Genomic DNA, 13,316 nt, shown 5'->3' with positions numbered 1-13,316 from the left:
TAACAACGCATTGAAAACAAACGATATTTCTATCCACAAGCAGCAACGACCACTTTCCGCCCGGGTAAACCGGCGGAAAACCGCCGGCAAAGGTGGGTCAACCGGCCTTGGCCTCGTCGTTGCCCCGCAGCAGACGGATCAAAGCCGAAAAGTCCTCGCCACCATGACCGAGCTTCTCGAACATCGAATAGAGTTGCGCCGCCTGCGCGCCCATCGGCGTCGTCGCTCCGGCGGCACTCGCCGCCTGCTGCGACAGCTTCAGATCCTTCAGCATCAGGCTTGCGGCAAAGCCCGGCTTATACTCGTTGTTGGCCGGCGAGGTCGGAACCGGGCCCGGCACCGGGCAATAGGTCGTCAGCGACCAGCACTGGCCGGACGAGGTCGACGCCACGTCGAACAGCGCCTGGTGAGACAGGCCGAGACGCTCCGCCAACACGAAAGCCTCACAGACACCGGCCATGGAAATGCCGAGGATCATGTTGTTGCAGATCTTTGCCGCCTGGCCCGCACCGACACCGCCACAATGGACGATCTTCTTGCCCATGGCGTCGAGCAGCGGCTTGCCGCGCGAAAAAGCCTCGTCGCTACCGCCGACCATGAAGGTCAAGGTGCCAGCCGAAGCACCACCGGTGCCACCGGAAACCGGCGCGTCGAGCGAGGGGCAGCCGATCTTTTCCGAGAGCGCATGCGCCTTGCGGGCGCTATCGACGTCGATCGTCGAACTGTCGATCAGCAGCGTGCCCGGATCGACGAAACCGAGAAGCTCGTCCCAGACGTAAAGGACATGGGCGCCGGCCGGGAGCATGGTGATGACGCATTCGGCGCCGCGCACCGCATGTGCAATCGAGCCGGCGACGGAAACGCCGGTCTTCGCCGCGGCGTTGCGCGAGGCTTCCGACAGGTCGAAGCCTGTGACCGCGTGTCCCGCCTTCACCAGATTGGCGGCCATCGGACCGCCCATATTGCCGAGCCCGATAAAGGCGATCTTCGTCATGGCATTCCTCCTCGCATTGAAACCCGGCCGAAGCCGAACCGCGCCCCGTCCTCAGGCGCTAGAACAGTGGTGGATGATCCTTCCCGTCGAAGCGCGACAGCAGGGCCGGCGTGACATCGGAGAGCCCAACCGACCATTTCGGATTGCGGTCCTTGTCGATCACCGCGGCGCGCACGCCCTCGTAGAAATCGGGATTGCCGAGCATGCCGAGCGTCGCCGAATACTCACGCTCCAGGCATTCGTTCAGCGATGCGCCGCGGCGACCGGCGCGCAGGAGATCGAGCGTCAGCTTCATGCTGAGGGCGGAACGGGAGTTCAGGAGCGCAAGCGTTTCCCTGGCGAAATCGGAACCATCGGCCTCGAGCGCCGCGAGGATCTCTTCGATCGTGTCGAAGGCAAAGCAACGGTCGATCGGGGCAAGATGGCCTTGAAGCGGCGTTGCCGGCGCTTGCGAAGCATGCTTGGCAATCACGCCGTCGACATCCGCGCTGCCCGCGGTCGCCGACAATGCGCCAAGATCCGCAATCAGTGTTTCCAGCTTGTCCGCAGCCACAAAACTGTCCGCGAGCCGCGCATGGATAGCGTCGGCCGCGACGATATCCCGGCCAGTGAGGCCGAGATAGGTGCCGAACTCGCCCGGCGCCTTCGGCAGCAGCCAAGTGGCCCCGACATCGGGGAAATAGCCGATGCCGGTTTCGGGCATGGCAAGCCGGGTGCGCTCGGTGACGATGCGGTGGCTGCCATGGGCGGAAATCCCGACGCCGCCGCCCATGACGATGCCGTCCATGATGGCGATGTAAGGTTTGCGGTAGCTGGAGATGCGGCTGTTGACGACGAACTCCTCGCGCCAGAACTGGGCGCCCTCCTCCGGACGCTCGCGGCCGCTTTCATAGATCATGCGGATATCGCCGCCGGCGCAGAGCCCGCGCTCGCCCTCACCGGTCACAAGCAAGGCGGCCACTGCCGGGTCGTTTTCGAATGCGGTCAGCGCTTCGGCGATCAACCGGATCATCGGCACGTTGAGGCTGTTGAGCGCGCGTGTGCGGTTCAGCCGGATCCGGCCAATCGCGCCCTGGCGCTCGACGATCACGTCCGGTGCTGGCGTCTGCATTTCCATGAGCGGTCTTTCCCGTTTCTGGCCTATTTCCGGCCGATAAGCGAACGCGCAACGATGAGGCGCATGATCTCGTTGGTGCCCTCAAGGATCTGGTGCACCCGGAGGTCCCTGACAATCTTCTCGACGCCATAATCTGCGAGATAACCGTAGCCGCCATGAAGCTGCAGCGCATCGTTGGCGACGGCAAAGCAGCGGTCGGTGACGAAGCGCTTGGCCATGGCGCAGAGTTTCGTCGCTTCCGGGTCGCCGGCATCAAGCGCCGAGGCGGCGCGCCAGAGGAAGGTGCGGGCGATTTCGAGATCGGTCGCCATGTCGGCGAGCCGGAACTGCAGCGCCTGGAATTCGCCGATCGCCTTGCCGAAGGCGCGACGCTCCTGAACGTAGGCCAGCGCCTTTTCGAAGGCGGATTGAGCACCGCCAAGCGAGGCGGCCGCGATGTTCAGGCGGCCACCATCAAGCCCACCCATGGCGATCTTGAAGCCGTCGCCTTCGCCGCCGAGACGATTTTCAGCGGATACGCGCACGCCGTCGAGCATGACGGCGCGGGTCGGCTGCACGTGCCAGCCCATCTTCTTCTCATTGGCGCCGAAGGTCAGGCCCGGCGCATCCTTCTCGACGATGAAGGTCGAGATACCCTTGGGGCCGTCTTCGCCGGTGCGCGCCATGATCACATAGAGGCCCGATTCGCCGGCCCCGGAGATGAACTGCTTCTGGCCGGTCAGGACATAATCTTCGCCGTCCTTGACCGCCTTGGTCTTCAGCGCCGCGGCATCCGAACCGGAACCGGGCTCGGTCAGGCAATAGCTTGCGAGCACGTCCATCGTCAGGAGCTTGGGCAGCAGCCGCTGGCGCTGCTCGTCGCTGCCGTAGCGGTCGATCATGCCGGCGCACATGTTGTGGATCGACATGAAGGAGGCGACGGCCGGGCAGCCGGTCGCCAAGGCTTCGATGATGATTGCAGCATCGAGCCGCGTGAGGCCCGTGCCGCCGACATCGTCACGGACGTAGATGCCGGCCATGCCGAGCGCCGCGGCCCCGCGCAGCGTATCGACCGGAAAATGCTTCTGCTGATCCCAGTCGATCGCGTGAGGGGCGATCTCGTCGCGGGCGAAGTCGAGCGCCATTTGACGAATGGCCTCCTGTTCCTCCGACAGGCGAAATTCCATATGCATGTCCTCCCTGACCGCATACCGGCTGCAGGCTTCCGGGCTTGCAGCAACTCAGAGCACTGCAGCGACCTTTAAGCGTCTCAGAGGACGCGCGTCGCTGCAGGCAATTGAGGCCTAGTTACACCAACTTTCCGCCAGGCCCAGATGCAACTTCTCACAGGGCCTGTTCAAAAATGAACAGACGGCCCGATCAACTCTCGCTTAGACGATACGGCAGAGCGCCACGTAAGTCATGATCCACAATCAGGCGACGCTTCAAGGGCGGTACGGCGCGGCTCGCGCATTTCGTCCTTTCGCAGATACGGCAGGAAATGCCGATCGGGTCGAAGGCGGCACGGTTGCCGAGGTCCATGTCGTCGGCATAGACGAAGGCGTCGGCGTAGGAGACCTCACAGCCAAGCGCGAGCGCATAGCGGGGCTGTGCAGCACGGAACCCGCCGCCGCCCTTGGTGATCTGGGTGGCGAGGCAGAGATAGCGCACGCCGTCAGGCGTTTCGGCCAATTGCCGGATGATCCGACCCGGCGTCTCGAAGGCCTGATGCACGTTCCAGAGCGGACAGGCGGCGCCGAAGCGGGCAAACTGCAACTTTGCCGCACTATGGCGCTTGGTGATGTTGCCGGCACGGTCGATGCGGGCAAAGAAGATCGGAATGCCCTTCTGCCCCGGCCGCTGCAGGGTCGAAAGGCGGTGACAGACCTGCTCCAACGAAGCGCCGAAACGGGCGGCGAGCAGTTCGATATCGTGCCGCAAGTCGCGGGCAGCCCTTGAGAACGCCTGATAGGGCAAGATGAGCGCACCGGCGAAATAGTTCTGCAGGCCGATGCGACAGATCTCATAGGCCTCTTCGGTGCGGAAACCGGCGCTGCCGGCCACCCGGTCGATCTCCTCGCGGGCATGAAGCTGGGCGATCTGCAATGCGATCTGGAAATCGCGCGTTGCCGGCGGGGCGTAAGGGTTGAGCGTCAGGATACGGGCACGCGGATCGAAGCGACGGATCGCCTCGTCGCCGGCGGCACCGCGCACGACACGGACGCCATGGCGTTGCTCCAGGTGGCTTGCCAGCGCCGCATGATTGTCGCCTTCGCCGAGCCCGAGTTCACCCGCCAGCCGCTCCGCGAGCATATCGATCTCGTGGATGTAATTGTCGACGAAATGAAAGAAGTCGCGCACTTCCTCATAGGGCGTGGTTTCGACGAAAGGGCCGCCGCGGCCGATGGTGTCGTCGATGCTTGCAAGCTGTTCGCTGTTGCGGCGATAGGCCTGGTGGCAGGTGATCAGTGCATGCGCCAGCCCCGGTGCGTTCTGGGCGACGAGCTTCAACTCCTGCAGGCTTGTCGAATAGGTCTCGAACAGGGGGTCGCTGAGCGCCTCCGAGAGCGCCGAAAGCAGGCGATCGCCCTCTCCGGTCGAAAGTTCGGCAATATCGATCTGGAATTTTTCGGCGAGCGCCAGCAAAACCGCCGCCGAAACCGGACGCTGGTTGTTCTCGATCTGGTTGAGATAGCTGGTGGAAATGCCGATGCGTTCAGCGAACTGGCCCTGTGTCGCCTTGTTTGCTTCCCGCATTTCCCGGACCTTGCGGCCGATATAGAGCTTGCCGATCGCCATATTTGCAACTTTGCAATTTACGTTTCACAAATTTCTCTATTTCACATTTGCACATGAAGGGACGTTTTTCCATCCACCCTTCGACGCTATTGCGAAGGTCGAAGCGCCTCTGCACAATCATTGAAAACGCCGGGCATTAAAAAAAATCGGGAGGGCACCATGCGCGCCATACTAGAACAGGTCGAAGCCCGCCGGGCGGAAGCAAGAGCCGGCGGCGGGCAACGACGGATCGACGCCCAGCACGGCAAGGGCAAGCTGACGGCGCGCGAACGCATCGAGGTCTTGCTCGATGAAGGCTCCTTCGAAGAATACGACATGTATGTCACGCACCGCTGCGTCGATTTCGGCATGGAGGGCCAGAAGGTCGCGGGCGACGGCGTCGTCACCGGCTGGGGCACGATCAACGGCCGCCAGGTCTATGTCTTTTCCCAGGACTTCACGGTGCTCGGCGGTTCGCTGTCGGAAACCCATGCGCAGAAGATCTGCAAGATCATGGATATGGCCGTGCGCAACGGCGCGCCGGTCATCGGCCTCAACGACTCGGGCGGCGCCCGCATCCAGGAAGGCGTGGCGTCGCTCGCCGGCTATGCCGAGGTCTTCCGCCGCAATGCCGAAGCCTCGGGCGTCATCCCGCAGATCTCGGTCATCATGGGGCCTTGCGCCGGTGGCGCCGTCTATTCGCCTGCCATGACCGACTTCATCTTCATGGTCCGGGACAGTTCCTACATGTTCGTGACCGGGCCCGACGTCGTAAAGACCGTGACCAACGAGATCGTCACGGCCGAAGAACTCGGCGGTGCGGGCACGCACACGAAAAAGTCCTCCGTCGCCGACGCGGCCTATGAGAACGATATTGAAACGCTTGAGCATGTGCGCCTGCTCTTCGATTTCCTGCCGCTCAACAACCGCGAGAAGCCGCCGGTGCGTCCCTTCCACGACGACCCGGCGCGGCTCGAAATGCGTTTGGACAGCCTCATCCCCGATAGCGCCACCAAGCCCTACGACATGAAGGAGCTGATCCTGGCGCTTGCCGACGAAGGCGACTTCTTCGAGTTGCAGCAGAGCTTTGCCAAGAACATCATCACCGGCTTCATCCGCATGGAAGGCCAGACGGTCGGTGTTGTTGCCAACCAGCCGATGGTGCTTGCCGGCTGCCTCGATATCGACAGTTCGCGCAAGGCCGCGCGGTTCGTGCGCTTCTGCGACGCCTTCTCGATCCCGATCCTGACGCTGGTCGACGTGCCCGGCTTCCTTCCCGGCACCGCGCAGGAATATGGCGGCGTCATCAAGCACGGCGCCAAGCTGCTCTTTGCCTATAGCCAGGCGATCGTGCCGATGGTGACGCTGATCACGCGGAAAGCCTATGGCGGCGCCTATGACGTCATGGCCTCCAAGCACATCGGCGCCGATGTCAATTATGCTTGGCCCACCGCCGAGATCGCCGTGATGGGCGCCAAGGGCGCGACCGAAATCCTCTATCGCTCGGAGCTCGGCGACGCCGAGAAGATCGCGGCGCGCACGAAGGAATACGAGGAGCGCTTCGCCAATCCGTTCGTGGCGGCAGAGCGTGGTTTCATCGACGAGGTGATCATGCCGCATTCGTCGCGTCGCCGCATCGCCCGAGCCTTCGCATCCTTGCGCAACAAGCAGGTTGATGTCCGCTGGCGCAAGCACGACACGATCCCGCTCTGATGGAGGCCATGATGGAACGGGAGCCGGAGCGCGTGATGACGCCGGAAGAAGCCCGACGCGACCACTGGCAGATGCTGCGCTACATGACCGTCAACGCGCTGATCGGCGTGGCGATCGGGGCCATAACGGCCGGCGTTCTCATCTGGCTCAATATCGGCGCGGTCGGCACCCACATCATCCGCTCGACGAGCCCGGTGCTCGCCACGCTCATGGTCGTCGTGCCCTTCGCGCTGCTTTTCGGCGGTGCGGCCGCCGCATCGTCGATCGCGCTTTTGCCGTATCGCCGCAAGTTCAAACGCTGACGCGCAGTCCTCAGGATTTGAAAGAGAAACAGATGTTCAAGAAAATCCTTATCGCCAACCGTGGTGAAATCGCCTGCCGCGTCATCAAGACCGCAAAGAAGCTCGGCATCGCCACCGTTGCCGTCTATTCCGACGCCGATCGCGATGCGATGCATGTGCGCATGGCTGATGAGGCCGTGCATATCGGACCGTCGCCCTCGGCGCAGTCCTATATCGTCATCGACAAGATCATCGATGCTATCCGCAAGACCGGCGCCGATGCCGTTCATCCGGGCTATGGCTTTCTCTCGGAAAACGCCGCCTTTGCGCAAGCGCTTGAGAAGGAGGGCGTTGCCTTCATCGGCCCGCCGGTTGGCGCGATCCAGGCGATGGGCGACAAGATCACCTCGAAGAAGCTCGCGGCCGAAGCGGGTGTCTCCACGGTGCCTGGCCACATGGGCCTGATCGAAGATGCCGACGAGGCGGTCCGGATCGCCGGTTCGATCGGCTATCCCGTGATGATAAAGGCGTCGGCCGGCGGCGGCGGCAAGGGCATGCGCATCGCCTGGAACGACCAGGAAGCGCGCGAAGGCTTCCAGTCCTCGAAGAACGAGGCGAAGAACGCCTTTGGCGACGATCGCATCTTCATCGAAAAATTTGTGACCGAGCCGCGCCATATCGAGATCCAGGTGCTCGGTGACAAGCACGGCAATACGCTCTATCTCGGCGAGCGCGAGTGCTCGATCCAGCGTCGCAACCAAAAGGTCATCGAAGAGGCCCCCTCGCCCTTCCTCGACGCCGAGACCCGCAAGGCCATGGGTGAGCAGGCGGTCGCGCTTGCCAAGGCCGTCGGCTACCACTCGGCCGGCACCGTGGAATTCATCGTCGACGGCAAGCGCAACTTCTACTTCCTCGAAATGAACACCCGCCTGCAGGTGGAACATCCGGTGACCGAACTCATAACCGGGCTCGATCTCGTCGAACAGATGATCCGGGTCGCTAGCGGCGAAAAGCTCGCCTTCGGGCAAGGTGACGTGAAGCTCAACGGCTGGGCGATCGAAAGCCGGCTCTATGCCGAAGACCCCTATCGCAACTTCCTGCCGTCGATCGGCCGGCTGACGCGCTATCGTCCCCCGGTCGAGGGCACAAGCGACAACGGAACGGTGACGCGCAACGACACCGGCGTCTTCGAGGGCGGCGAGATCTCGATGTTCTACGACCCGATGATCGCAAAGCTCTGCACCTGGGGACCGGACCGGCAGACGGCGGTCGAGGCCATGGCCGACGCGCTCGATCAGTTCGAGGTCGAAGGCATCGGCCATAACCTGCCGTTCCTGTCGGCCGTCATGCAACAGCAGCGTTTTAGAGAAGGCCGGCTGACGACCGCCTACATCACGGAAGAATTCGCCGACGGCTTCCATGGCGTTCCGGCGGAAGCGCCGGCGCTGCGCAAGCTTGCCGCCGTCGCGGTTTCGGTCAATCAGGCGCTGCAAGAGCGCGCCAGCCAGATTTCCGGGACGATCGGCAATCACCGGCGCGTGGTCGGCCATGACTGGGTGGTCAGCCTCGGCGATCACGCCTTCGCGGTAACGGCAGGGTCATCCGCCGACGGCGCCTTCGTCCGATTTGCCGATGGCAGCTCGGTTACCATCGCCGGAGACTGGGTGCCTGGTCGCACCCTTGCCACCTTCAACGTCGACAATGAACCCCTGAGCGTCAAAGTCGATCTGGTCGGAACCGCCATCCGGCTCCGCTGGCGCGGCATCGACGTCGTCACGCACGTCAGAAGCCCGCGGGTTGCGGAGTTGGCGCGGCTGATGCCGAAGAAGCTGCCGCCGGACACCTCGCGCATGCTGCTCTGCCCGATGCCGGGTGTGATCACCTCGGTCACGGTCAAGGCCGGCGATACGGTCGAGGCCGGACAGGCGCTTGCCGTGGTTGAAGCGATGAAGATGGAGAACATCCTGCGCGCCGAAAAGAAGGCCGTGGTCAAGCGCGTGGCGGTCGCCGCCGGGGCCAGCCTCGCGGTCGACGAACTGATCATGGAATTCGAGTGACTGTCATAGCCGCCCTCATTCCTGTGCTTGTCACAGGAATCCAGCAGCGTCGCGTCTGCGATGCGAAGAATTCACTCTTTCACGCGAAGGACTTCGCGTGACTGGATCCCTGTGACAAGCACAGGGATGAGGCAAGGAAGGCGCCCTTTTCGGGCAAGGAGCTAACGATGAGCCAAAAGACCATCAAGGACTGGGAAACGCTCGCGGAGCGCGAACTGAAGGCCGCGCCGGAAAGCCTCACCTGGCAGACGCCCGAAGGCATCGCGGTGAAACCGCTCTATACGGCTGATGACCTCGACGGCATCGATCATCTCGCGTCACTACCGGGCTTCGAGCCGTTCGTGCGCGGGCCGCGCGCCACTATGTATGCCGGCCGCCCCTGGACGATCCGCCAATATGCCGGTTTCTCCACGGCCGAAGCGTCCAACGCCTTCTACCGCAAGAACCTCGCGGCGGGACAGAAGGGCCTCTCGGTTGCCTTCGATCTCGCGACCCACCGCGGCTATGACAGCGACCATCCGCGCGTCGAAGGCGATGTCGGCAAGGCGGGTGTTGCGATCGACTCGGTCGAGGACATGAAGATCCTGTTCGATGGCATTCCGCTCGATGAAATGTCGGTGTCGATGACCATGAACGGCGCGGTGATCCCGATTCTGGCCTCCTTCATCGTCGCCGGCGAGGAACAGGGCGTGTCGCGCGACAAGCTCTCAGGCACGATCCAGAACGACATCCTCAAGGAGTTCATGGTCCGCAACACCTATATCTACCCGCCGGAACCGTCGATGCGCATCGTCGCCGATATCATCGAGTATACGGCGAAGGAGATGCCGAAGTTCAATTCGATCTCGATCTCCGGCTATCACATGCAAGAGGCCGGGGCGACGCTGGTGCAGGAGCTCGCCTTCACGCTTGCCGACGGGCGCGAATATGTGCGCGCCGCCCTTGCCAAGGGGCTGAACGTCGATGAATTCGCCGGCCGGCTTTCCTTCTTCTTTGCGATCGGCATGAGTTTCTTCATGGAGGCGGCGAAGCTTCGGGCGGCGCGCCTGCTCTGGACCCGGATCATGCAGGAGTTCGAGCCGAAGAAGCCGTCATCGCTGATGCTCAGGACCCATTGCCAGACATCGGGCGTCTCGCTGCAGGAGCAGGATCCCTACAACAACATCATCCGCACCGCGTTTGAGGCAATGTCGGCGGCCCTCGGCGGCACGCAATCGCTGCACACCAATTCCTTCGATGAAGCGATCGCTCTGCCGACGGAGTTTTCCGCCCGCATCGCCCGCAACACGCAGTTGATCCTGCAGCACGAGACCGGCGTCACCAAGGTCGTCGATCCGCTCGCCGGTTCCTACTATGTCGAAAGCCTGACCAACGAGCTCGCCGAAAAGGCTTGGGCGCTGATCGAGGAGGTCGAAGCGATGGGCGGCATGACCCGTGCGGTCAACGCCGGCCTGCCGAAGCGACTGATCGAAGAGGCAGCAACGCGCCGCCAGGCAGCCGTCGACAAGGGTGAGGAGATCATCGTCGGCGTCAACAAGTACCGGCTCGACAACGAAGAGCCGATCGACATTCTGGAGATCGACAACAGCGCCGTGCGCGCCGCACAGATCCGCCGCATCGAGGAGACCAAGCGGCGGCGCGACAGCGCGAAGGTGAAAGAGATCCTTGCTGCGGTTTCAAAGGTCGCATTGAGCGGCGAAGGCAACCTCTTGGCGGCCGCCGTCGAAGCGGCGCGAGCGCGCGCCACCGTCGGCGAAATCTCCGATGCGATGCGCGGCGCCTTTGGCGACCACGCCGCCACCCCCAAGGTCGTCAGCAAGATCTACGGCAAGGCCTATGAGGGCGAGCCGGAACTCGAAGTGCTCTCCGGGCGTCTCGACGAAGTCTCGGCGAAACTCGGCCGCAAGCCGAAGATCATGGTCGCCAAGCTCGGCCAGGATGGCCACGATCGCGGCGCCAAGGTGATCGCGTCGGCCTTTGGCGACATCGGCTTCGACGTGCTTGCCGGGCCGCTGTTTCAGACGCCGGAGGAAGCGGCCGACATGGCGCTTGCGAGCAAGGTCAATGTCATCGGCGTCTCTTCGCTTGCTGCCGGCCACAAGACGCTGATGCCGCAATTGGCCGAAGCGCTGAAGAAGCGCGGCGGCGAGGATGTCATCGTCATCTGCGGCGGCGTCATCCCGCGCCAGGACTATGACTACCTCATGGAGAATGGTGTCTCCGCGGTGTTCGGTCCCGGCACCAACGTGCTCGACGCGGCACGCGCGGTGCTCGACCTGATCGAGGGCAAGCGCCGCAACATCTGATGCCGGGCGACGCGGAGGGCATTGTCTCTCCGTTCGCCCCAAGCGGTTGTCGTTACCGGCCGACGCAACTATGGTGTCGGCATGACGTCGATCGCCGAAGTTTTCGGACCCTTTGCCCTGATGGCGCGCCTTGTCGTCCGCTTCTGGCCGCAGCTCCTACTGATCGGCGCTTGCGGCGCCATCGCGCACGATCTCCTGATGCGCACAGCGGTCTGGATCGGGATGCAGCATCCGCTCGGTGGCATGGTCACGCTCTCCCTCGTCGTGCTGGCGAAGCTCGTCGTCATCGTGCTGATGTTCATGGTCCTTCGACCGGGCTTGCCGGCACTCGAAGCGCTCCGCCAGCAACCGGCGGCGGCGCCTGTCGAGACAAAGGCGCCGAAGGCCGAGCGCAGGCTGCTCGCCGTCACAGCCGCTGCCCTGCTGCCATTCTTTGCCTACTACGCCGCCTGGGGGTTTCTCGGCGATACCGTGCGCGAATATTCGCGATCAGCACTTGCTGCCGTGGCTTTCGGCGAAAAAGCCAACTTCTTCGATATTCTGGGATCGCGCGGCGTTCTCGTGTCGATCGCGCTCTGCTGGCTGTTGCGCTGGGGCGCAAAACGCGTGAGCAAGCGGAGCGAAGCGCCCTTCTGGCGTCTGCTGATCGTGGCCGCAGATGCCAGCTGGATCTTCATCGGTCTCTACGGCCTGTCAGTCTGGAAGGACCAGGTGATCACTTGGCTTGGCGCCGGCAAGCTTTTGAGCATGAACGGCTTCGCCTTCACCGGCATTGCGTATGCCGCCGAGACCTTCGTGCCGGTGGAACTGAGAAAGCCTGACTGGAATAGCGAGGCGACAGGCCTGTTCTTCTATGCGCTCCTTCCGGTCATCTGGCTGGTCATGGCGGCCATCATCAACGGCTACGAACTTTCGAGCGCAACACAGCGCGCCCGCCCAGCATCGGCAAAGCCGCGCCGCGCCCGCACGCTGCGCAAATGGGTCGCCGATTTTTTCGACCACTTCGTCAGCGATTATCGCTCCCGTTATGCGCCGATCTGGACCTGCCTGAAGTTGACGCTCGGCTCGGGGTTGGCGGCACTTTTTGCTTTCATCATTGCCTACAATGCCATTTCCTGGCACGGGGCCTGGGCCTGGTATGCGGCAACACGGACGCTGGACGTGGCTGATTTCGCGAACTGGCGGCTCGTTTTCAATGCCTTGAGCCTTTTCATCGGCAGTCCCAGCGATCTCAACGGCGGCATCGTGCTCGATTCCCTGCGCATCACCCTTTTGGCGGCGATGCTCGAACATGCCGTTTCCCGTCAGGCCGATAAGGCCGAGATCAACTACGCGTCCACTTGAACACCAGCGTCTCGTCACTGGCGCCTGGATATTCGATCCGGAGCGAAAGGTCCCGCGCCTCCGCCGGAACGATGAAGCTCTCGGCCATGCGGACGGCCGTGCCGGCCTTGGCATCGGCAAAGGCCAGGACACTGCAGCGCGGACGCTCGGCCACCTCCGGATACATCTTTCGCACGATCGGCTCGGTCAGGATGACCGGTTCGAACTGACGTCCTTTGCCGTCGATCAGCCGGACGCGGCAGGCGCCCTTCGACAAAGCGGCGAGATCGGTCGACGATGCCTCGAATTCGGCGAGAATAACGCGTGCGTCGTCGGTGCGCGGCAGGCGCCGCATATCCATAAGTTTCCATTGCCCGCCGGCGAAGGCCTGCGCTGCCCCATCTTCGACGACGATTTCCGCACTGCCGCCGGCGAGCCATTGGCTCTCAAGAAGGCTGTCCCATGCGCGGGCGACGAAAGCGAGCGGCAGCGCGACAATCAGCGCCAGCAGGCAGGTCCAGAAGGTGCGTTTCTCGCTCATGACTGCCTCCCTCAGCGCGCGGCCAGCGTCCAGGGCGCGCCGCTGCCGCTGCGCCCAATGGTGACGGTCGGCTTGATCTCGGCCGGCTTCTTGTCGCCGAGCACAATCGAGAGTTCCTCGGCGAGCGGCGACACACGACTGCGTGCGACGAGCAGCGTGCCCTTGTCGACGGCCGCCTCGGGAAGCTCGAAGGCAAGCAGCACCGGCCTTGGCAGGCCGGGCTCGAG

Annotated in this window: 10 protein-coding genes and 1 pseudogene; 5 read left to right on the top strand and 6 right to left on the bottom strand. The window is 63.2% G+C overall.

Annotation, left to right across the window (positions count from 1 at the left end; translation table 11 throughout):
• Positions 1 to 97 precede the first annotated feature (97 nt).
• From mmsB to L981_RS29485, 4 genes are all read right to left on the bottom strand, one after another.
• Positions 98 to 994, bottom strand: a complete 897-nt coding sequence (gene mmsB / locus L981_RS29500) for a 3-hydroxyisobutyrate dehydrogenase (protein WP_043625090.1) — start codon at positions 992 to 994, stop codon at positions 98 to 100.
• A gap of 58 nt (positions 995 to 1,052) precedes the next feature.
• Positions 1,053 to 2,111 (bottom strand): enoyl-CoA hydratase/isomerase family protein, encoded by a 1,059-nt coding sequence (locus L981_RS29495; RefSeq protein ID WP_043625087.1) that lies wholly within the window; start codon positions 2,109 to 2,111, stop codon positions 1,053 to 1,055.
• Positions 2,112 to 2,134: 23 nt separating this feature from the next.
• Positions 2,135 to 3,277 (bottom strand): isobutyryl-CoA dehydrogenase, encoded by a 1,143-nt coding sequence (locus L981_RS29490; protein ID WP_043625084.1) that lies wholly within the window; start codon positions 3,275 to 3,277, stop codon positions 2,135 to 2,137.
• Positions 3,278 to 3,470: 193 nt separating this feature from the next.
• Positions 3,471 to 4,889 carry a short-chain fatty acyl-CoA regulator family protein gene (locus L981_RS29485; protein ID WP_043625080.1) on the bottom strand — a complete coding sequence of 473 codons (1,419 nt, stop codon included), beginning with the start codon at positions 4,887 to 4,889 and terminating at the stop codon, positions 3,471 to 3,473.
• 159 nt (positions 4,890 to 5,048) lie between these two features.
• Between L981_RS29485 and L981_RS29480 the strand changes: the two genes are divergently transcribed.
• The 5 genes from L981_RS29480 to L981_RS29460 all read left to right on the top strand — a co-directional run bounded on the left by L981_RS29480 (position 5,049) and on the right by L981_RS29460 (position 12,569).
• Positions 5,049 to 6,581 (top strand): acyl-CoA carboxylase subunit beta, encoded by a 1,533-nt coding sequence (locus tag L981_RS29480; RefSeq protein WP_043625077.1) that lies wholly within the window; start codon positions 5,049 to 5,051, stop codon positions 6,579 to 6,581.
• An 11-nt stretch (positions 6,582 to 6,592) separates the two neighbouring features.
• The gene (locus tag L981_RS29475; protein WP_029742742.1) at positions 6,593 to 6,883 is read left to right on the top strand and encodes a hypothetical protein; all 291 of its coding nucleotides are present in this window, start codon (positions 6,593 to 6,595) and stop codon (positions 6,881 to 6,883) included.
• A gap of 32 nt (positions 6,884 to 6,915) precedes the next feature.
• The gene (locus L981_RS29470; protein WP_043625074.1) at positions 6,916 to 8,919 is read left to right on the top strand and encodes an acetyl/propionyl/methylcrotonyl-CoA carboxylase subunit alpha; all 2,004 of its coding nucleotides are present in this window, start codon (positions 6,916 to 6,918) and stop codon (positions 8,917 to 8,919) included.
• Positions 8,920 to 9,086: 167 nt separating this feature from the next.
• Positions 9,087 to 11,225, top strand: a complete 2,139-nt coding sequence (gene scpA, locus L981_RS29465) for a methylmalonyl-CoA mutase (RefSeq protein ID WP_043625071.1) — start codon at positions 9,087 to 9,089, stop codon at positions 11,223 to 11,225.
• 21 nt (positions 11,226 to 11,246) lie between these two features.
• On the top strand, positions 11,247 to 12,569 hold the full coding sequence (locus L981_RS29460; RefSeq protein WP_245281742.1) for a hypothetical protein: 1,323 nt from the start codon (positions 11,247 to 11,249) through the stop codon (positions 12,567 to 12,569).
• On the opposite strand, the gene L981_RS29455 is transcribed toward L981_RS29460, so the two are convergent.
• Positions 12,550 to 13,089 carry a hypothetical protein gene (locus L981_RS29455; RefSeq protein ID WP_043625068.1) on the bottom strand — a complete coding sequence of 180 codons (540 nt, stop codon included), beginning with the start codon at positions 13,087 to 13,089 and terminating at the stop codon, positions 12,550 to 12,552. The genes L981_RS29460 and L981_RS29455 overlap by 20 nt on opposite strands.
• 11 nt (positions 13,090 to 13,100) lie before the next feature.
• Positions 13,101 to 13,316, bottom strand: a pseudogene (locus L981_RS35275) (hypothetical protein); the annotation flags it as partial.

Origin of the sequence: Ensifer sp. ZNC0028, assembly GCF_000799055.1 — a bacterium.
GTDB lineage: Bacteria > Pseudomonadota > Alphaproteobacteria > Rhizobiales > Rhizobiaceae > Ensifer.
This window is presented reverse-complemented; position numbering and strand designations above follow the sequence as displayed.

Bases quoted from the DNA above. Each gene is read 5' to 3' on its own strand.
- L981_RS29470 (WP_043625074.1), top strand. From the start codon at position 6,916: ATGTTCAAGAAAATCCTTATCGCCAACCGTGGTGAAATCGCCTGCCGC.
- L981_RS29490 (WP_043625084.1), bottom strand. From the start codon at position 3,277: ATGGAATTTCGCCTGTCGGAGGAACAGGAGGCCATTCGTCAAATGGCG.
- L981_RS29485 (WP_043625080.1), bottom strand. From the start codon at position 4,889: ATGGCGATCGGCAAGCTCTATATCGGCCGCAAGGTCCGGGAAATGCGG.
- L981_RS29455 (WP_043625068.1), bottom strand. From the start codon at position 13,089: ATGAGCGAGAAACGCACCTTCTGGACCTGCCTGCTGGCGCTGATTGTC.
- L981_RS29495 (WP_043625087.1), bottom strand. From the start codon at position 2,111: ATGGAAATGCAGACGCCAGCACCGGACGTGATCGTCGAGCGCCAGGGC.
- L981_RS29480 (WP_043625077.1), top strand. From the start codon at position 5,049: ATGCGCGCCATACTAGAACAGGTCGAAGCCCGCCGGGCGGAAGCAAGA.
- mmsB (WP_043625090.1), bottom strand. From the start codon at position 994: ATGACGAAGATCGCCTTTATCGGGCTCGGCAATATGGGCGGTCCGATG.
- scpA (WP_043625071.1), top strand. From the start codon at position 9,087: ATGAGCCAAAAGACCATCAAGGACTGGGAAACGCTCGCGGAGCGCGAA.
- L981_RS29475 (WP_029742742.1), top strand. From the start codon at position 6,593: ATGGAACGGGAGCCGGAGCGCGTGATGACGCCGGAAGAAGCCCGACGC.